This is a genomic window from Delftia sp. DT-2, from assembly GCF_028401915.1.
Lineage (GTDB): Bacteria > Pseudomonadota > Gammaproteobacteria > Burkholderiales > Burkholderiaceae_C > Comamonas > Comamonas tsuruhatensis.
Genome location: NZ_JAQOTI010000007.1, coordinates 157127 through 175253, shown reverse-complemented (window position 1 = coordinate 175253; position 18127 = coordinate 157127). Strand labels below are relative to the sequence as shown.

Annotated in this window: 18 protein-coding genes and 2 tRNA genes; 10 read left to right on the top strand and 10 right to left on the bottom strand. The window is 62.9% G+C overall.

The features are described from left to right. The first annotated feature begins 21 nt into the window (after positions 1 to 21). Entirely contained in the window at positions 22 to 708 is a 687-nt protein-coding gene (locus tag PO605_RS14215) for an RNA pyrophosphohydrolase (protein ID WP_016445652.1), read from the top strand. 71 nt (positions 709 to 779) lie between these two features. On the opposite strand, the gene proB is transcribed toward PO605_RS14215, so the two are convergent. The 4 genes from proB to rplU all read right to left on the bottom strand — a co-directional run bounded on the left by proB (position 780) and on the right by rplU (position 3861). Next, positions 780 to 1928 carry a glutamate 5-kinase gene (gene proB, locus PO605_RS14210; RefSeq protein ID WP_016445651.1) on the bottom strand — a complete coding sequence of 383 codons (1149 nt, stop codon included), beginning with the start codon at positions 1926 to 1928 and terminating at the stop codon, positions 780 to 782. 83 nt (positions 1929 to 2011) lie between these two features. After that, the gene (gene cgtA / locus PO605_RS14205) at positions 2012 to 3127 is read right to left on the bottom strand and encodes an Obg family GTPase CgtA (RefSeq protein WP_016451026.1); all 1116 of its coding nucleotides are present in this window, start codon (positions 3125 to 3127) and stop codon (positions 2012 to 2014) included. 149 nt (positions 3128 to 3276) lie between these two features. Continuing rightward, positions 3277 to 3534 (bottom strand): 50S ribosomal protein L27, encoded by a 258-nt coding sequence (gene rpmA, locus PO605_RS14200; RefSeq protein ID WP_012207283.1) that lies wholly within the window; start codon positions 3532 to 3534, stop codon positions 3277 to 3279. A 15-nt stretch (positions 3535 to 3549) separates the two neighbouring features. After that, complete coding sequence (gene rplU / locus PO605_RS14195) at positions 3550 to 3861, bottom strand: 50S ribosomal protein L21 (RefSeq protein ID WP_012207284.1); 312 nt, start codon at positions 3859 to 3861, stop codon at positions 3550 to 3552. Between the two features lie 230 nt (positions 3862 to 4091). On the opposite strand from rplU, the gene PO605_RS14190 reads away from it, so the two are divergent. The 8 genes from PO605_RS14190 to PO605_RS14155 all read left to right on the top strand — a co-directional run bounded on the left by PO605_RS14190 (position 4092) and on the right by PO605_RS14155 (position 10901). Further along, complete coding sequence (locus PO605_RS14190; RefSeq protein ID WP_043789750.1) at positions 4092 to 5021, top strand: polyprenyl synthetase family protein; 930 nt, start codon at positions 4092 to 4094, stop codon at positions 5019 to 5021. A gap of 31 nt (positions 5022 to 5052) precedes the next feature. Next, a tRNA-Pro gene (locus tag PO605_RS14185) sits at positions 5053 to 5129 on the top strand. A gap of 128 nt (positions 5130 to 5257) precedes the next feature. After that, the gene (gene pilB, locus PO605_RS14180) at positions 5258 to 7000 is read left to right on the top strand and encodes a type IV-A pilus assembly ATPase PilB (RefSeq protein ID WP_034364744.1); all 1743 of its coding nucleotides are present in this window, start codon (positions 5258 to 5260) and stop codon (positions 6998 to 7000) included. Positions 7001 to 7038: 38 nt separating this feature from the next. Further along, complete coding sequence (locus PO605_RS14175; protein WP_016445610.1) at positions 7039 to 8256, top strand: type II secretion system F family protein; 1218 nt, start codon at positions 7039 to 7041, stop codon at positions 8254 to 8256. Then, positions 8256 to 9149, top strand: coding sequence for a prepilin peptidase (locus PO605_RS14170; RefSeq protein WP_047471333.1), 894 nt, complete (start codon positions 8256 to 8258; stop codon positions 9147 to 9149). Before PO605_RS14175 ends, PO605_RS14170 begins: the two co-directional genes overlap by 1 nt. 14 nt (positions 9150 to 9163) lie before the next feature. After that, the gene (gene coaE, locus PO605_RS14165; RefSeq protein WP_016445608.1) at positions 9164 to 9802 is read left to right on the top strand and encodes a dephospho-CoA kinase; all 639 of its coding nucleotides are present in this window, start codon (positions 9164 to 9166) and stop codon (positions 9800 to 9802) included. An 89-nt stretch (positions 9803 to 9891) separates the two neighbouring features. Further along, positions 9892 to 10647, top strand: a complete 756-nt coding sequence (gene zapD / locus PO605_RS14160; protein ID WP_016445607.1) for a cell division protein ZapD — start codon at positions 9892 to 9894, stop codon at positions 10645 to 10647. Further along, a complete protein-coding gene (locus PO605_RS14155) occupies positions 10647 to 10901 on the top strand; it encodes a DNA gyrase inhibitor YacG (protein WP_016451023.1) in 255 nt (84 codons plus the stop codon). Before zapD ends, PO605_RS14155 begins: the two co-directional genes overlap by 1 nt. A gap of 10 nt (positions 10902 to 10911) precedes the next feature. Here PO605_RS14155 and PO605_RS14150 read toward each other — a convergent pair whose 3' ends face one another. The 4 genes from PO605_RS14150 to secA form a co-directional block, all read right to left on the bottom strand. After that, positions 10912 to 11418 (bottom strand): (deoxy)nucleoside triphosphate pyrophosphohydrolase, encoded by a 507-nt coding sequence (locus tag PO605_RS14150; RefSeq protein WP_016445605.1) that lies wholly within the window; start codon positions 11416 to 11418, stop codon positions 10912 to 10914. A gap of 50 nt (positions 11419 to 11468) precedes the next feature. Beyond that, positions 11469 to 12425 carry an ATP-binding protein gene (locus PO605_RS14145; RefSeq protein WP_047471330.1) on the bottom strand — a complete coding sequence of 319 codons (957 nt, stop codon included), beginning with the start codon at positions 12423 to 12425 and terminating at the stop codon, positions 11469 to 11471. Between the two features lie 165 nt (positions 12426 to 12590). Continuing rightward, positions 12591 to 13823 carry a bifunctional glutamate N-acetyltransferase/amino-acid acetyltransferase ArgJ gene (gene argJ, locus PO605_RS14140; RefSeq protein WP_272206562.1) on the bottom strand — a complete coding sequence of 411 codons (1233 nt, stop codon included), beginning with the start codon at positions 13821 to 13823 and terminating at the stop codon, positions 12591 to 12593. A gap of 150 nt (positions 13824 to 13973) precedes the next feature. Beyond that, positions 13974 to 16721 carry a preprotein translocase subunit SecA gene (gene secA, locus PO605_RS14135; protein ID WP_272206561.1) on the bottom strand — a complete coding sequence of 916 codons (2748 nt, stop codon included), beginning with the start codon at positions 16719 to 16721 and terminating at the stop codon, positions 13974 to 13976. Between the two features lie 310 nt (positions 16722 to 17031). Here secA and PO605_RS14130 point away from each other — a divergent pair, with 310 nt between their 5' ends. Beyond that, on the top strand, positions 17032 to 17337 hold the full coding sequence (locus PO605_RS14130; RefSeq protein ID WP_016445601.1) for a hypothetical protein: 306 nt from the start codon (positions 17032 to 17034) through the stop codon (positions 17335 to 17337). Between the two features lie 69 nt (positions 17338 to 17406). On the opposite strand, the gene PO605_RS14125 is transcribed toward PO605_RS14130, so the two are convergent. Both PO605_RS14125 and PO605_RS14120 read right to left on the bottom strand, forming a co-directional pair. After that, positions 17407 to 17482, bottom strand: a tRNA-Thr gene (locus PO605_RS14125). 99 nt (positions 17483 to 17581) lie between these two features. Next, positions 17582 to 18112 (bottom strand): ClpXP protease specificity-enhancing factor, encoded by a 531-nt coding sequence (locus PO605_RS14120; RefSeq protein WP_017405520.1) that lies wholly within the window; start codon positions 18110 to 18112, stop codon positions 17582 to 17584. Positions 18113 to 18127: the final 15 nt, after the last annotated feature.

The window sequence follows — 18127 nt, the reverse complement described above, 5'->3', positions numbered from 1 at the left end:
TCAGAAAATTGGGGTTCGATTATGCTTGACCGGGACGGATTTCGCCCGAACGTCGGCATCATCCTGCTCAACCAAAAGAACCAGGTGTTCTGGGGCAAGCGCATCCGCACCCACAGCTGGCAGTTTCCACAGGGCGGCATTGACCGGGGGGAGACACCCGAACAGGCCATGTTCCGGGAACTGCACGAGGAAGTGGGGTTGATGCCCAACCACGTTCGCGTGGTCGCCCGCACCCGGGACTGGTTGCGCTACGAGGTGCCAGACCGGTACATCCGCCGCGATGCGCGCGGACACTACAAAGGCCAGAAGCAGATCTGGTATTTGCTGCAGCTCATGGGTCACGACTGGGATTTGAACCTGCGTGCCACCGACCACCCCGAATTCGACGCCTGGCGCTGGAATGACTACTGGGTGCCATTGGACGTAGTGGTGGAGTTCAAGCGCGGCGTCTATGAGATGGCCCTGACCGAGCTGGCCCGGTTCCTGCCGCGCGGCGAACAGCAACGCAACCGTTATCTGCGCAGTGGCATGCGCCCCAGGGAAGCCCATGAGCAGGGTCCTGAGACATACACTGCGCCGGGTTTGCATCCAGCACGCTCAGGCAGCTTTCGCGTCAATCCCGGCATGGAGTTGCCGCCTGGCGCCTGTTTCGATCCTGATCCACAGTCGGGGCAGCAAGCCCTGCAACCCGATCCAGGCAAGGCCTGAAATCGGGCCAGAGCCATACGCAAAAGCGCACCCGAGGGTGCGCTTTTTCTTGGCCTTGAGGGTCTGGCGCCTCAGTGCCCCGCAATCACCATGTTGTCGCGGTGCACCATCTCCGGGCCTGCGGAATAGCCCAGCAGGCGCTCGATCTCCACCGAGCTTTTGCGACACAGCAGCCGCGCCTCGGCACTTGCATAGTTGGCCAGCCCACGCGCCACCTCGATACCCAGGGCATCGCGCACCGCGATCACATCGCCACGGGCGAACTCGCCATCCACATTCACCATGCCGATGGGCAGCAGGCTCTTGCCTTCGTCGCGCAGCTTGGCCACGGCGCCGGCATCCACGGACACGGAGCCGCGCAGTTGCAGATGGTCTGCAATCCACTGCTTGCGCGCCTGGTTCTTGTGCGTCTGCGCCAGGAGCAGCGTGCCGATGGACTCGCCTGCCGCCAGACGCACCAGCACGTCCTGCTCACGCCCCCAGGCGATGACGGTTGAAGCACCCGAGCCCGCCGCGCGCTTGGCCGCGAGGATCTTGGTGATCATCCCGCCCTTGCCAATGGACGAGCCCGCGCCTCCGGCCATCTCCTCCAGCGCCGGGTCGCCGGCATTGGCCACATCGATGAAACGCGCATCGGGATTGCTGCGCGGGTCGGCGCTGTAAAGGCCTCGCTGATCGGTCAGGATGACCAGGGCATCGGCCTCGATCAGATTGGCAACCAAAGCGCCCAAGGTATCGTTGTCACCGAACTTGATCTCGTCGTTGACCACGGTGTCGTTCTCGTTGATCACCGGCACGATGCCCAGCTCCAGCAGCGTCAGCAAGGTGTTGCGCGCGTTGAGATAGCGCTCGCGGTCCGCGAGGTCGGCATGCGTGAGCAGCACCTGCGCACTGCCCATGCCCTGTTCGCGCAACTTGGACTCGTACATCTGTATCAGGCCCATCTGCCCCACGGCCGCAGCGGCCTGCAGTTCATGAATCTCCTTGGGCCGTGCAATCCAGCCCAGACGCTTCATGCCTTCGGCCACCGCGCCGCTGGAGACCATGATTACCTCGCGCCGCCGGCCTCCATGGCTTTCATCCCCGCGCACCAGGGCCGCCAGTTGGCGGCTCCATTCCTGGATCGCGGCCTCATCAAGACCGCGACCTTCATTGGTCACCAGGCTGGAGCCGACCTTGACCACGATGCGATGGGCATCACGCAACAAGTTGGAAGACATGGATGGATAGTGATTCTTGCAGCGCAGGCCGAGGCAGACCCCGCCGCTGTTGTGATCAAGGCAATGGGTGGGACAGGCCGCTCTTACTCGGAATCGCGGGGAGCAAAACGCGGGTCGGTGAGATCCACGCCATCACCCTCGACTTCGACGAAGCGTGGATCGATTTCCTTGGGACCGGCCTCGATCTGCTGCTGTTCATGCACATGCTTGTAGATGGTGCGGATCAGCACTTCGCAGCCTTCGCGCGTCAGGGCGGAAATCTCGAACACCGGACCCTTCCACTTGAAGCGCTTGACGAAGTCCTTGACGCGTGCGGCGCGCTCCTCGGCCGGCACCATGTCCAGCTTGTTGAGCACCAGCCAGCGCGGCTTGTTGTACAGCTCGGCATCGTACTTCTGCAACTCGCCCACGATGGCCTTGGCCTGGGCCACGGGATCCACGCTGTCATCGAACGGCGCCAGGTCCACCACATGCAGCAGCAATCGGGTGCGCTGCAGGTGACGCAGGAACTGGTGGCCCAGGCCGGCACCTTCCGACGCGCCTTCGATCAGCCCGGGGATATCGGCCACCACAAAGCTTTGCTCGGCGGCAACACGAACCACGCCCAGATTGGGATGCAGCGTGGTGAACGGATAGTCGGCAATCTTGGGACGCGCATTGGAGACTGCGGCGATGAAGGTGGATTTGCCCGCATTGGGCATGCCCAGCAGACCCACGTCGGCCAGAACCTTGAGCTCCAGCTTGAGGTTCTTGCGCTCACCGGGCCAGCCAGGCGTCTTTTGCCGTGGCGCGCGGTTGATGGCGCTCTTGAAGCGCAGGTTGCCGTAGCCGCCATCCCCGCCCTTGGCAATGGTCACCACCTCGCCGGGCGTCAACAGTTCGTAGAGCACCTCCCCGGTTTCGGCATCGCTGATGATGGTGCCAACCGGCATGCGCAGCGTGATGTCGTTGCCTGCGGCACCGAACATGTCCGAGCCCTTGCCGTGCTCGCCGCGCGTGGCATCGTGGCGACGCGAGAAGCGGTAGTCCACCAGGGTGTTGAGATTGACGTCGGCCACCGCGTAGACATGGCCTCCACGGCCGCCATCTCCTCCATCGGGACCACCGAATTCCTTGTATTTTTCGTGCCGGAATGACACGCAGCCATTGCCGCCATCACCGGCAGCAATGTCGATATAAGCTTCGTCGACGAACTTCATGAGGCATCCAGTTTACAAAAAGCAGTGTGCACCAGACAGCCCCAGGCCACACCTCAGAGACGGAAAAGGGGACGAGCGCACGATGCACCGCCCTCCTGAAACGACAAAGCCCCGACAGGTCGGGGCTTCGAGCGTCGAAGTGACAGAGCTTAGGCAGCCGTCACGTTGACCGTGTGCTTGGACAGTGCACCCTTGACAGCAAACGACACGTGGCCGTCCACCAGAGCGTACAGGGTGTGGTCCTTGCCCACGCCGACGTTGTCGCCGGGGTGGAACTTGGTGCCACGTTGGCGCACGATGATCGAGCCGGCGGTGATCAACTCACCACCAAAAGCCTTCACGCCGAGCATTTTGGGCTTGGAATCGCGCCCGTTTCGCGTAGAGCCGCCGCCTTTTTTCTGTGCCATGACTCAGCTCCTGGATTAAGCAGCGATCGCCACGATCTGCAGCTCGGTGAACTGCTGGCGATGGCCTTGGCGCTTCTGATAATGCTTACGACGGCGCATCTTGAAGATGTGCACTTTGTCGTGCTTGCCGTGAGCAACCACGGTTGCCTTGACAGACGCACCGGACACCAGAGGTGTGCCGACCTTGATTTCAGCGCCGTTGCCGACTGCCAGAACCTGATCGATCACAACTTCTTGGCCTACGTCCGCAGCAATCTGTTCTACCTTGATCTTTTCGCCAGCTGCAACGCGATACTGCTTGCCGCCGGTTTTTATGACTGCGTACATTTAAACCTCTTGAATTTGAGAGTTCCGCGAACGAATTTCCACGGAAGCCGGAGATTCTAGCACGCACTCACATTCCTTGCATGAAGCGCTCCCCTCCTTCGCCCAAACAACCGCCAGAGCGGGTCGCAGGCAGGGTCGCTCTTCCTATAATTGACGATCCACTTGGCGCCCGCAGTACCTTGACCACAGCTCTCTCCACCCCCAATCCGCTTGCCCTGATCACTGACGACATGCGCGAGGTGGATCATGTGATTGCCCAGCGCCTGACGACCACCGTCCCGCTGATTGCCCAGATCTCCCAGTACATCATCGCTGCAGGCGGCAAGCGCCTGCGGCCCGCCCTGCTGCTCATGGTCTGCAATGCATTGGGATACGAAGGCAAGGACAGGCATGTCCTGGCTGCCGTGGTCGAACTGATTCATACAGCCACCCTGCTGCACGACGACGTCGTGGATGAATCCACGCTGCGTCGCGGCCGCCCGACGGCCAACGAGACCTTCGGCAATCCGGCCAGCGTGCTGGTCGGCGACTTCCTGCACTCGCGCTCCTTCCAGATGATGGTGGAAGTCGGCAGCATGCGCGTGCTCAAGATTCTCTCGGATGCCACCAACGTGATCGCCGAGGGCGAGGTCCAGCAGCTGATCAACACGCACGATGCCTCGCTGGACGAAGCAGGCTATCTGCACGTCATCCGCTCCAAGACCGCCCAGTTGTTCGAAGCCAGCGCCCAGCTGGGCGCCGTGCTGGCCGACGCGCCCCGCGAAATCGAGCAGGCCTGCGCCAGCTATGGCCAGGCGCTGGGCACGGCCTTCCAGATCATTGACGACGTACTCGACTATGCAGGCGATGCTCAGGAAATGGGCAAGAACCTGGGCGATGACCTGCGCGAAGGCAAATGCACCCTCCCCCTGATTGCCGCCATGCAACGCGGCACACCTGAACAGGCCGCCATCGTGCGCGCCGCCATCGAACAGGGCTCCACCGAGCAACTGACCGCCGTAGTGGATATCGTGCGCAGCACAGGTGCGCTGGACGTGGCACGCGAGGCCGCACATGCCGAGGCACGCCGCGCCATCGACGCAATAAATGTGCTCCCAAGCAATTTGCATACGGCAAGTTTGCTACAATTGGCGTCTCAGCTTTTGGAGCGACGCACCTGATTCAGGCTGCTTGCTTTTTCTACAAAAGCAACGGGGTGTAGCTTAGCCTGGTAGAGCGCTACGTTCGGGACGTAGAGGCCGGAGGTTCGAATCCTCTCACCCCGACCATCTGGTCACTCCATCTCCATCACACCATTGCGCCAGGTTCAAGACCCAGGCGTGTAACAGTGTGTCTGGTATTCCAAGTGCTCAGTGATGATAGGATAAATGTCCTTTCCTCTCACACGTCTTGCTACATGGCTGTTGCTGACTCCTCGCTCAAGAATGCATCCGCTGTCGCATCGCTTCCCGGCATCGGGCGGGCCTTGATTTCAGCAGGCAAGGTATCGCAACAGGCAGCGGAAGCGGCTGCCGGCAAGGCCGCCACCAATCGCACCTCGTTCATTGCAGAGCTGAGCGTCGCCGGCACCCTCTCTGCCCTGGAAGTGGCGGAGACGGTTTCCACCATGTTCAGCGCGCCGCTGCTCGATCTTGATGCGGTCGACGCCATGCGCCTGCCGCAGGATCTGCTGGACGCCAAGATCATCAGCACCTATCGCGTCCTGCCTCTGAGCAAGCGCGGCAACCGCCTCACGGTGGCCACCGCCGACCCGACGCAGCAGGAAGCCGCCGAGCAGATCAAGTTCACCACCCAGTTGGGCGTGGACTGGATCATCGTCGAGGCCGACAAGCTGGAGCGACTGATCGCGCAGCAGAACAAAAGCGCCAGCGAGGCCATGGACAGCTATGGCGGCAGCGGCGACTTCGAGTTCGGCGACCTCAAGCCTGATGAGGTGGCAGAGGAAAAGGACAACTCGGCCGCAGCAGACGTCGAAGATGCGCCCATTGTCAAGTTCCTGCACAAAATGCTGCTCGACGCCTTCAACATGCGCGCGTCGGACTTGCATTTCGAACCCTACGAGCACCAGTACCGCGTGCGCTTTCGCATTGACGGCGAGCTGCGTGAAATTGCATCGCCGCCCATTGCCATCAAGGAGAAGCTGGCCTCGCGCATCAAGGTGATCTCGCGCATGGACATCTCGGAAAAGCGTGTCCCGCAGGACGGGCGCATGAAGCTCAAGGTCGGCCCGGACCGCGTCATCGACTTTCGCGTCAGCACGCTGCCCACGCTTTTCGGCGAGAAGATCGTGATCCGTATCCTGGACCCGAGCTCGGCCAGGATGGGCATCGACGCCCTGGGCTATGAACCCGAGGAGAAGGCACGCCTGCTTGAAGCCATCAGCCGCCCCTACGGAATGATTCTGGTCACAGGCCCCACCGGCTCGGGCAAGACAGTGTCGCTGTACACCTGCCTGAACCTGCTGAACAAGGCCGGCGTGAACATCGCCACGGCGGAAGATCCTTCGGAAATCAACCTGCCCGGCGTCAACCAGGTCAATGTGAACGAAAAGGCCGGCCTCACCTTTGCCACTGCGCTCAAGGCTTTTCTGCGCCAGGATCCCGACATCATCATGGTCGGTGAAATCCGCGATCTGGAAACGGCCGACATCTCGATCAAGGCAGCGCAAACCGGCCACTTGGTGCTGTCCACCCTGCACACCAATGACGCACCGACCACGTTGACGCGCATGCGCAACATGGGCATTGCGCCCTTCAACATCGCATCGAGCGTGATCCTGATCACCGCCCAGCGCCTGGCCAGACGCCTGTGCCCTCAATGCAAGGAGCCGGCTGACATTCCGCGGGAGGCCCTGATCGATGCAGGCTACGACGATGCGGACATTGACGGCAGCTGGGTCACCTACAGGCCCGTCGGCTGTCCGGCATGCAACAACGGCTACAAGGGCCGCGTAGGCATCTATCAGGTGATGCCTATCAGCGAGGAAATCCAGCGCATCATCCTGCAGGACGGCAGTGCGCTGGAGATCGCCGCACAGGCCAAGCGCGAAGGCGTGCGGTCGCTGCGTGGCTCGGGTTTGCACAAGGCCAGACAGGGACTGACCTCGCTCGAAGAAGTGCTGGCAGTCACCAATGAGTAAATAGCGCGGACAGCGCAGACAACAAACGAGGGAGCACGATGGCCACAGCCGCGTCCAAGGGAATCAAGGAATTTGTCTTCGAATGGGAAGGCAAGGATCGCAACGGCAAGATCATCCGAGGCGAGACCCGGGCCGGGGGCATCAACCAGGTCCAGGCCATGCTGCGCCGCCAGGGCGTGCTGCCCAGCAAGATCAAGAAGCGCCGCACACGCGGCGGCAAGAGGATCAAGCCCAAGGACATTGCGCTGTTCACCCGCCAGATGGCAACGATGATGAAGGCGGGCGTCCCGCTGCTTCAGGCCTTCGACATTGTCGGACGGGGCAACACCAACCCCAGCGTGACGCGCCTTCTGGCCGATATTCGCGCCGACGTGGAGACCGGCACCTCGCTGAACGCAGCCTATCGCAAGCACCCCATGTACTTCGATAGCCTCTACTGCAATCTGGTGGAGGCGGGCGAAGCGGCCGGTATCCTGGAAGCCCTGCTGGACCGCCTGGCCACGTACATGGAGAAGACCGAGGCCATCAAGTCCAAGATCAAATCGGCGCTGATGTACCCGATCTCGGTCATCGTAGTGGCCTTCATCGTCGTGACCATCATCATGATTTTCGTGATCCCGGCCTTCAAGGAAGTGTTCACCTCGTTCGGCGCCGACCTGCCGGCACCGACGCTGTTCGTGATGGGCATCAGCGATGTCTTTGTCCAATGGTGGTGGTTGATCTTCGGCGTGATTGGCGGCGGTCTCTACTTCTTCATGCAGGCCTGGAAGCGCAACGAGCGCATGCAGCAATTCATGGACCGTACGCTGCTGAAGGTGCCGGTCTTTGGCGTGCTGATCGAGAAATCCTGCGTCGCACGCTGGACGCGCACGCTGTCGACCATGTTTGCCGCGGGCGTCCCATTGGTCGAGGCACTGGATTCTGTCGGCGGCGCATCCGGCAATGCCGTGTATGCCAATGCCACGGAAAAGATCCAGCAGGAAGTCTCCACCGGCACCAGTCTCACCGTGGCCATGACCAATGCCAATGTCTTTCCGTCCATGGTGCTGCAGATGTGCGCCATCGGCGAGGAATCCGGCTCCATCGACCATATGCTGGGCAAGGCGGCCGATTTCTATGAAGAAGAGGTCGATGACATGGTGGCTGGCCTGTCCAGCCTGATGGAGCCCATCATCATTGTTTTCCTGGGCACCCTCATCGGCGGTATCGTGGTTTCGATGTATCTACCCATCTTCAAGCTGGGCCAGGTGGTCTGATGGTTTTGGAGCTCTGGATGCAGGCTGCATTGGGCGGCCTGCTGGGCCTGTTGGTTGGCAGCTTTCTCAACGTGGTGGTGCATAGGCTGCCCCGCATGATGGAGCAGCAATGGAATGCGGAATGCGCCCAATGGGCGCAAGAGCAATCTTCATCCTCCGCCACGCCATCGCCCGCCACAGCGCCGCCGCCTGCCGAGGCGCCCCTGAGCCTGAGCCGCCCCCGCTCGCGCTGCCCGCATTGCGGCCATGCCATCCACTGGTACGAAAACATTCCCGTGCTCAGTTATCTGGCGCTGCGGGGCCGGTGCTCCGAATGCAAGGCGTCGATCAGCATCCGCTATCCGCTGGTGGAATTGGCCTGCGCCGCGCTGTTTGCCTACTGTGCGGCGCAATGGGGCATCACGCCTACAGGCGCTGCCTGGTGCCTTTTCAGTGCGGCCTTGCTGAGCCTGGCATTGATCGACTGGGACACCACACTGCTTCCCGACGACATCACCCTGCCCTTGCTGTGGGCCGGACTGCTGTCGTCGGCGCTGCACTGGACCGCCGTGTCTCTGGCCGACGCGGTATGGGGCGCTGCAGCGGGCTATCTCTCGCTGTGGCTGGTTTACTGGGCCTTCAAGCTGGCCACCGGCAAGGAAGGCATGGGCTACGGCGACTTCAAGCTGTTTGCCGCGCTGGGCGCCTGGTTCGGCTGGCAGGCACTCGTGCCCATCATCCTGATCTCGTCGGTGATTGGCGCCATCGTGGGCATCGCGTTGAAGATCAATAGCCGCCTGCGTGAGGGCGGCTATGTTCCCTTCGGCCCCTTTCTGGCGGGCGCCGGCTTTGCAGCCATGGTGTTCGGACCGCAGCAGATGCTGCAATCCCTATTGGCGGCCTTGGGCCTTTGATTCAACACTGCGGCATGGCCCCCAGCATCGCCCCGCCCTTGCTTGCACGCCCGTTTCGGCTGGGCCTGACGGGCGGCATTGGCAGCGGCAAGAGCACCGTCGCAGCGCAACTGGGCTTGCGCGGAGCGGCCGTGATCGATGCCGACCAGATCTCTCGCAGCCTCACCGCCCCCGAAGGTGCTGCTCTGCCCGAGATAGCGCGCGTCTTCGGGCCCGAACTGATTGATGCCAGCGGCGCCCTGGACCGCACGCGCATGCGCGAACTGGTCTTTCAGCAGCCCTCGGCACGACAGCAGCTGGAGGCCATCGTCCATCCCCTCGTGGCGCAGCAGACGTCCCGGCAAGTGGAGCAGGCCACAGTGGCTGGGTGCCGACTCATCGTGCATGACATTCCCTTGCTCGTGGAGTCCGGCCGCTGGCCTGCCATGCTTGATGCGGTGCTGGTCGTTGACTGCCGCACCGAAACGCAGATCGCTCGCGTGATCGCGCGCAACGGATTGCCACGCGAGGCGGTGCAGGCCATCATCTCGGCCCAGGCCACACGTGCGGCACGGCTGGCAGCCGCCGACTGGGTGCTCTACAACGACGAGGCCATGACGATAGAGGCTTTGCGCGCATGCACCGATCGAATCTCTGCATGGTTCGGGCTATGATGCACGCCATGGCTTGGCCTGTGCGTGTAATTCAGCATGTGCACGACGTAGACAGCTGATTCCTGTGCACCCCGAGGAGCCCAGCAAGCGTGATCCTGTACGAATATCCTTTCAATGAGCGCCTGAGGACCTACCTCCGGTTGGAACAGCTATATCGCCGCCTGAGCGAGTTGCTGTCGCGCGCTCATTCCATCGATCACCATTTTGCGCTGGTCACCATCTTCGAGATCATGGACGTGGCGGCACGTACCGACCTGAAGACGGACGTGCTCAAGGACCTTGAGCGCCACAAAAGCCTGCTCGACAGCCTGCGCGGCAATCCCGACATTGCCGAGCACATGCTTGACCAGGTCTCACGCCATGTGGAGCAGTGCTTTGCCCAGCTCAATGCCCAGAACGGCAAGGCTGGCCAGACCCTGACTGAAAACGAATGGCTGATGGCCGTGCGCAGCCGCATCGGCATCCCCGGCGGCACCTGCGGCTTCGACCTTCCTGCCTATCACGCCTGGCAGTTCCATGATCCCCAGATACGCCTGCGCGATCTGGAGGACTGGGCCAGCACCCTGACCCCGCTGGGTCAGTCGCTGCAATTGCTGCTCAAGCTGCTGCGCGAAACCGGCGTGCCGCAATGGGTGGCTGCCGAAAAAGGCGTGTTCCAGCAGGCCATGCCGCCCGGCCGCAGCTTTCAGCTGCTGCGCCTGCGCATAGACCCGTCGTTGAATCTGGTTCCGGAGATCAGCGGCAACCGCCTGCTGGTTTCGGTGCGCCTGCTCCGCCCCGAGAACGGCGCCAAGCCTCAACCCTGCAGCGAAGATGCCTCGTTCGAGGTCACGCTTTGCAGCTGATGGACAAGACGGCCGACATGCCCTCGAGCGCCCCCGCCCCCCAGCCCGCCAGCCTCTCTTCTGCCGGCCCCACGGTGCGCTGCCCGACCTGTGCAGGCCCCAGCCTGTTCGCACCAGCCAACCGTTTCCGCCCCTTCTGCAGCGAACGCTGCCGCCAGATCGACCTGGGCGCATGGGCCAATGAGGAATTCCGCGTGCCTGCACCGATGCCGCCCGAGGATGCGCCCTTCGGCGATCCTCGCACCGAGCCTTGATCAGGCCCGATCAGGCTTTCGGCTGGCCTGCCTCGTAGAACCCGGCATCGAAAGGCAGCCCGCGTTCCTCGCTCAGCCACTGCAGCACCGGATAGGCACCTGGCAGCACCGGATGCACCTGCAGCGGAAGTTGCTGCCAAGCCATCTGCTGGCCTTCACGCATCTCGAACTCCCCGCTCCAGCGCGTGACCTTGCACCAGTGCAGGCGCACCAGGGCATGCGGATAGTCATGCTCGGTCACCTTCCAGACTTCAGCGGCCGCGATCTCTACGCCCAGTTCCTCTTGCATCTCGCGGCGCAAGGCCTGCTCCACGGTCTCACCGGCTTCGATCTTGCCGCCCGGAAACTCCCAGTAGCCTGCATACGGCTTGCCCGGCGGACGGCTGGTGATCAGCAACGCGCCATCGGACTCGCGAAGCAGCACGCCGACGGCGACCTCGGTGTGCTTGCGCCGCACTGGCGCCTGCGACTCGGCCGCCTCAGCGCGGGCCTTGGGGGAGATTTCTTTTTCAGTCACTTGATCTTTCGCAAAAAAGTCTGCCCAGCCCAGGGCCAGGCAGCAGGTGCTCAGAGTTCAGCCTCTTCAACCAACCCCTGGACATCGGCGATGCCGGTCTGGCGCTGACTCGGGCGCTCGGCACGGCCCGCATAGTCGCGCGCAAACTGGTGGGCCACGCGACCGCTGCGTGAACCGCGCTCCAGCGCCCAGACCAGGGCCTCCGGGCGTGCCGCCTCGATCGTGGCCTGATCCAGGCCCAGGGCCTCCAGCCACTGTGCCACCACGCGCAGGTACTCGTCCTGGCTGAACGGGTAGAAGCTCACCCACAGGCCGAAACGCTCGGACAGCGAGATCTTTTCCTCAATCACCTCGCCGGGATGCAGCTCCCCATCCTCGCCGCGCTGGTAGGTCAGATTCTCGGACTGGTACTCCGGCAGCAGGTGGCGGCGATTGCTGGTCGCATAGACCAGCACGTTCGGGCTGGCGGCGCTGACCGATCCATCCAGAATGGACTTCATGGCCTTGTAGCCAGGCTCGCCTTCCTCAAAGCTCAGATCGTCGCAATAGATGATGAACTTCTCGGGCCGGCCGGCCACCACATCGACGATGTCGGGCAGGTCGGTCAGATCGGCCTTGTCCACCTCGATCAGGCGCAGGCCCTGCGAAGCAAAAGCATGCAGGCAGGCACGGATCAGCGAGGATTTGCCCGTGCCGCGCGCGCCGGTGAGCAGCACGTTGTTGGCCGTGCGGCCGGTCACGAACTGCTCGGTGTTGCGCGCGATCTTGTCCTTTTGCACATCGATGTTCTGCAGGTCGGACAGCTGCATGGCGCCGACATGGCGCACGGGCTCCAGCAAACCGCAGCCGTTGGCGCGCTTGCGATAGCGCCAGGCGATGGCGGTATTCCAGTCTGCGGGGGATTGCAGCGGCTGGGGCAGGATGGCCTCGATGCGCTGCATCAGCTGCTCGGCGCGCTGCACAAGTTGCAGCAAGGGGGCGGCGACGGCTTCTGTGGGCAATGTCATGGATGTCTCTCGAATACGGATCTCACGGCCACCGACGCTGGATATGCCCGGGAATCGAGATGGATCTCATGCCAACGCCAGAGCTTTTGCGCGCCGGCCGCCATTGAAAGCTGGCAGCAGCCAAGCACAAGGCCTGCGGCTGCCGGCGGCACGGTGGGTGGAGAGTCAGGAGCGGTAGTCGGCGTTGATGCTCACGTAGTCGTGGCTCAGATCGCAGGTCCACACGGTCTGCTCGGCCTGCCCTCGGCCCAGTAGCACGCGCACGATGATCTCCTGCTGCTTCATCACGCGCTGGCCGTCTTCCTCCTGATAGGCAGGGTTGCGGCCGCCATTGACTGCGACATGCACATCGTTCAGGTACAGGTCGATCTTGGTCTGGTCCAGATCGTCGATGCTAGCATAGCCCACCGCCGCAAGGATGCGGCCCAGGTTCGGATCGCTGGCAAAGAACGCCGTCTTGACCAGGGGTGAATGCGCGATGGAATAGGCCACGAGGCGGCACTCAGCCTCGGTCTTGCCGCCCTCCACCTTGACGGTGATGAACTTGGTGGCGCCTTCGCCGTCGCGCACGATGGCCTGGGCCAGCAGGCGCGACACATCCAGCAATGCAGCCTTCAGGGCCAGGCCTTCGGCACTGGTCAGCGAAGTGATCTGCGCATTGCCGGCCTTGTGCGTGGCCACCAGCACGAAGGAGTCGTTGGTCGACGTGTCGCCGTCGATGGTCACGCGGTTGAAAGATCCGTCGGCCAGTTCCTTGACCAGAGGCTGCAGCAGTTCGGGTGCGATGGCGGCGTCGGTGGCCAGAAAGCCCAGCATGGTCGCCATGTTGGGGCGAATCATGCCCGCACCCTTGCTGATGCCGGTGATGCTCACACGCTTGCCGCCAATATCCACGGCGCGGCTGAAGGCCTTGGGCAGGGTGTCGGTGGTCATGATGCCTTCGGCGGCCGTGCCCCAGTTGTCGGCCTTGGCTGCTGCGATGGCAGTTGGCAGGCCGGCGGCGATGCGATCCACGGGCAGCTCTTCCATGATCACGCCAGTGGAGAACGGAAGGATCTGCTCGGGCTTGAGCTGCAGCAGCGCAGCCAGATCCGCACAGGTGCGACGTGCGCGCGCCAGTCCGTCAGCGCCGGTGCCGGCATTGGCATTGCCTGTGTTGATGACCATGGCACGGATGGCGCCCGCTGTCTGAACCAGATGCTCGCGGCTGACCTGCACAGGCGCTGCGCAGAAACGGTTCTGTGTGAACACGCCAGCCACCGAAGCGCCCTCGTCGAGCAGGAACACGGACAGGTCCTTGCGGTTGGCCTTGCGCACACCGGCTTCGGTGACGCCGATGCGAACGCCGTTGATCGCCAACAGGTCGGCGTGCACGGGAGCGGAGAGATTCACAGGCATTGAGGGGCTTCCTACAGTGAAAGAAAAACGCGCTCCATTATCGGAACAAACCGGGGCGGCACGTATTTCATCGACCTTAAAAAAGAAAACGGCACGGAGTGCATCCGTGCCGTTTTCCGTGTCTTGCGGCGTCTTACGACGCCGGCCGCATCACGACAGCTTGCCGTGGCACTGCTTGTACTTCTTGCCGCTGCCGCAGGGGCAGGGATCATTGCGGCCCACGCGAGCGCCTTCGGGCAACTCCAGCGGCTCGTCTTCGACGGAGCCACCGATGTCGCCATCCGAGGGAGCGCCATAGGTCATGTGCTCCAGGCTGTGGGCGCTGCGCTGCTCCATGGCCTCGGTGGCCTGCTCCACCTGTTCGCGCGACTGCACCTGCACGGTCATCAGCACGCGCGTGACTTCGGTCTTGACCTGGTCGATGAGCTGGCGGAACAGCTCGAAAGCCTCGCGCTTGTATTCCTGCTTGGGCTGCTTCTGGGCATAGCCACGCAGGTGGATGCCCTGGCGCAGATAGTCCAGCGCGGACAGGTGGTCACGCCAGTTGGTATCAAAGCTTTGCAGCAGCACGGCGCGCTGGAATTGAGTGAAGTTCTCGCGTCCGATCAGCTCGACCTTGGCCTCGAACACTTCACGGGCAGCCTGCAGCACCTTCTCGAGGATCTCCTCGTCGGTGATGGCATGCGCGGACTGCACTTGCGATTGCAGCGGCAGCTGGATGCGCCACTCGCTTTCCAGCGCCTTTTCCAGGCCGGCCAGGTCCCATTGCTCTTCCATGGACTCGGCGGGCACGTACTGGCGCACCAGGTCGGACACCACGTCATCGCGCATCACCGTGATCATCTCGTGCAGGTCCGAGGCATCGAGGATCTCGTTGCGCTGCTGGTAGATCACCTTGCGCTGGTCGTTGGACACGTCGTCGTATTCGAGCAGCTGCTTGCGGATGTCGAAGTTGCGGGCCTCGACCTTGCGCTGAGCGCCTTCGATGGAGCGGGTCACGATGCCGGCTTCGATGGCTTCGCCATCGGGCATCTTCAGGCGGTCCATGATGGCGCGCACACGGTCGCCCGCAAAGATGCGCATCAGCGCATCGTCCAGGCTCAGGTAAAAGCGCGAGGAGCCGGGGTCGCCCTGGCGGCCCGAACGGCCACGCAGCTGGTTGTCGATACGGCGAGATTCGTGGCGCTCCGTGGCGATGATGCGCAGGCCACCCAGGGCCGAGACCTTGTCGTGCTCGATCTTCCAGTCAGCGCGCATCTGTTCGATGCGCTGCTGGCGTTCGGCTTCGGACAGGGATTCATCGGCCTCGACAGCCGCAACCTGCTTTTCGATGTTGCCGCCCAGCACGATGTCGGTACCACGACCGGCCATGTTGGTGGCAATGGTGATCATGCCGGGACGGCCAGCCTGGGCCACGATGTCAGCCTCGCGCTCGTGCTGCTTGGCGTTGAGCACCTGGTGGGGCAGGTTTTCCTTGTTGAGCAGCTCGTCGATGATTTCCGAGTTCTCGATCGAGGTCGTACCCACCAGCACGGGCTGGCCGCGCTCATGGCATTCGCGGATGTCGCGGATCGCCGCCTCGTACTTCTCGCGCGTGGTCTTGTAGACGCGGTCGAGCTGGTCGTCGCGCTTGCTGGGACGGTTGGGCGGAATCACCACGGTTTCGAGGCCGTAGATTTCCTGGAATTCGTAGGCTTCGGTATCGGCCGTACCCGTCATGCCCGCCAGCTTGCCGTAGAGACGGAAGTAGTTCTGGAAGGTGATCGAGGCCATGGTCTGGTTCTCGGCCTGGATGGTCACGCCTTCCTTGGCCTCGACAGCCTGGTGCAGGCCATCGCTCCAGCGCCGGCCCGCCATCAGGCGGCCCGTGAACTCGTCGACGATGACGATCTCGCCGTTCTGCACCACGTAGTGCTGGTCACGGTGGTAGAGGTTGTTGGCGCGCAGCGCCGCATACAGATGGTGGACCAGGGTGATGTTGGCCGGGTCGTAGAGCGAGGCGCCCTCGGCAATCATGCCGGCATGACCCAGCAGGCGCTCGGCGGCTTCGTAGCCCTGGTCGGTCAGGAATACCTGGTGGCTCTTTTCGTCCACCGTGAAGTCGCCGGGCCTGGTCACGCCTTCGCCCGTGCGGGGATCGGCCTCGCCTTCCTGGCGCACCAGGTTGGGCACGATCTTGTTCATGGCCACGTACATGGCCGTGTGGTCCTCGGCCTGACCGCTGATGATCAGCGGCGTGCGGGCCTCATCGATCAGGATGGAGTCCACCTCGTCGACGATGGCGTAGTTGAGCACGCGCTGAACGCGGTCGCCCGACTCGTAGACCATGTTGTCGCGCAGGTAGTCGAAGCCGTATTCGTTGTTCGTGCCGTAGGTGATGTCGCTGTTGTAGGCGGCCTGCTTTTCCTCGCGCGGCATGTTGGGCAGGTTGATGCCCACCGACAGGCCGAGGAAGTTGTACAGCTTGGCCATCCAGGTGGCATCGCGGTTGGCCAGATAGTCGTTCACGGTCACCACGTGAACGCCATTGCCCGACAGTGCGTTCAGGTAGACCGGCAGCGTGGCGGTCAGCGTCTTGCCTTCGCCGGTGCGCATTTCCGCGATCTTGCCGTAGTGCAGTGCCATGCCGCCCAGCAACTGGACGTCGAAGTGGCGCATCTTCATGACACGCTTGGACCCTTCGCGCACCACGGCGAAGGCTTCGGGCAGCAGGTCGTCCAGCGACTCTCCCTTGGCCACACGCTCCTTGAATTCCTGCGTCTTTGCGCGCAGATCCTCGTCGCTGAGCTTCTCGTAGTCGGGCTCCATCGCATTGATGCGAACGACCGTCTTGCGGTATTGCTTGAGAAGCCGATCGTTTCGGCTGCCGAATAGTTTGGTGAGGAAGTTGGTGGCCATGCGAAAAAGACACACCGCCACCCGCTGAAGCGGACTGCGGTGTGCCTGGAATCCCTAGATTGTTGGATTTCAGATGGGGCCGCTCCACCTGCCTGCAAGTACCCTGCTGGAGAACACATGCGGCCGGGCTGAAGCGAGAACCGAACAATTGATTCTAACTGTCTCTGCCCAACCCTCTTCCAGGCAGGCCGACGCATGCGGCCGCAGAGCCCTGAACCCGAATTCCCGGACCCGCGCCGCCCTGCAGATGCTGCTATAACGAGGGTCCCGGCTGGCGCATGCCTACGCTGCCTGACCAGCCTTCAAGCCCATGACCTTCACACGCCGCAATCACGCCGTCACCGCCCTGCACGCTGTCGAGAACTCGCCGACACTGGCCCGGCTCGCCCAGCTCACACGCGACTCCAGCAATCGCCTGACGGCCATCCTGCCCCTGGTGCCACCGCTGCTGCGCGACAGCCTGCAGGCAGGCCCCATCGAGGGCAGCACCTGGTGCCTGCTGGTGCGCAACAACGCGGCAGCGGCCAAGATACGCCAGCTGCTGCCGGCCATGGCCGCCCACTTGCGCACCAAGGGCTGGGATGTGGCCGAGATCCGCCTCAAGGTCCAGGCCTGACCGGCCACTGAAGAGCGGCTGCCGGAATCGGGGCGCGGAAATGAAAAAAGGCCTCCTGAGGAGACCTTCTGGTGCCGGTTGTCGGATTCGAACTGACGACCTACCGCTTACAAGGCGGGTGCTCTACCAACTGAGCTAAACCGGCGAAGCACGCATTCTAGCGCAGAAAAATGCCGCCTCAGACTTTCCCGATGGGGCCAAGCACGCTTGCGGGAGCAACGGCATGCGCGCCGATGCGAAAAACCTACTTGACCAGCTTCAGCGAAGGCCGCGTGCCCGAAGGCGGCGGCGTGCGCGGTGGCTCTTCGTCATCACCTTCGCTGTGGATGCTCACCAGCTGCACCACGCGCTCGTCGGATGCAGGCTCGGCCGGCACCTCAGCGGCGGCGTCCTGTGGCACAGGCTCATCGGACGCCTGCCCGGGCGAAACATCGTTGTCGGCTTCGGCCTCGGGCTCCGGCGCCGGGAAAGCCATGCCTTGCCCGGTCTCGCGTGCGTAGATGGCCATCACCTGCTCCACGGGCACCATGATTTCGCGGGGCTTGCCGCCAAAGCGGGCCGTGAAGCTGATGAAATCATTGCCCATCTGCAGGCCGCTGGTGGCGTCGTAGCTGACGTTGAGCACGATCTCGCCGTCGCGCACGAACTCGCGCGGCACCTGCACATTGCGGTCCACACGCACGGCGATGTGGGGCGTGAAGCCGTTGTCGGTGCACCACTCGTACAGTGCCCGGATCAGGTAGGGGCGGGTGGAAGTTGCTTCGGGGGCAGTCATGACGATCCCAGGAAA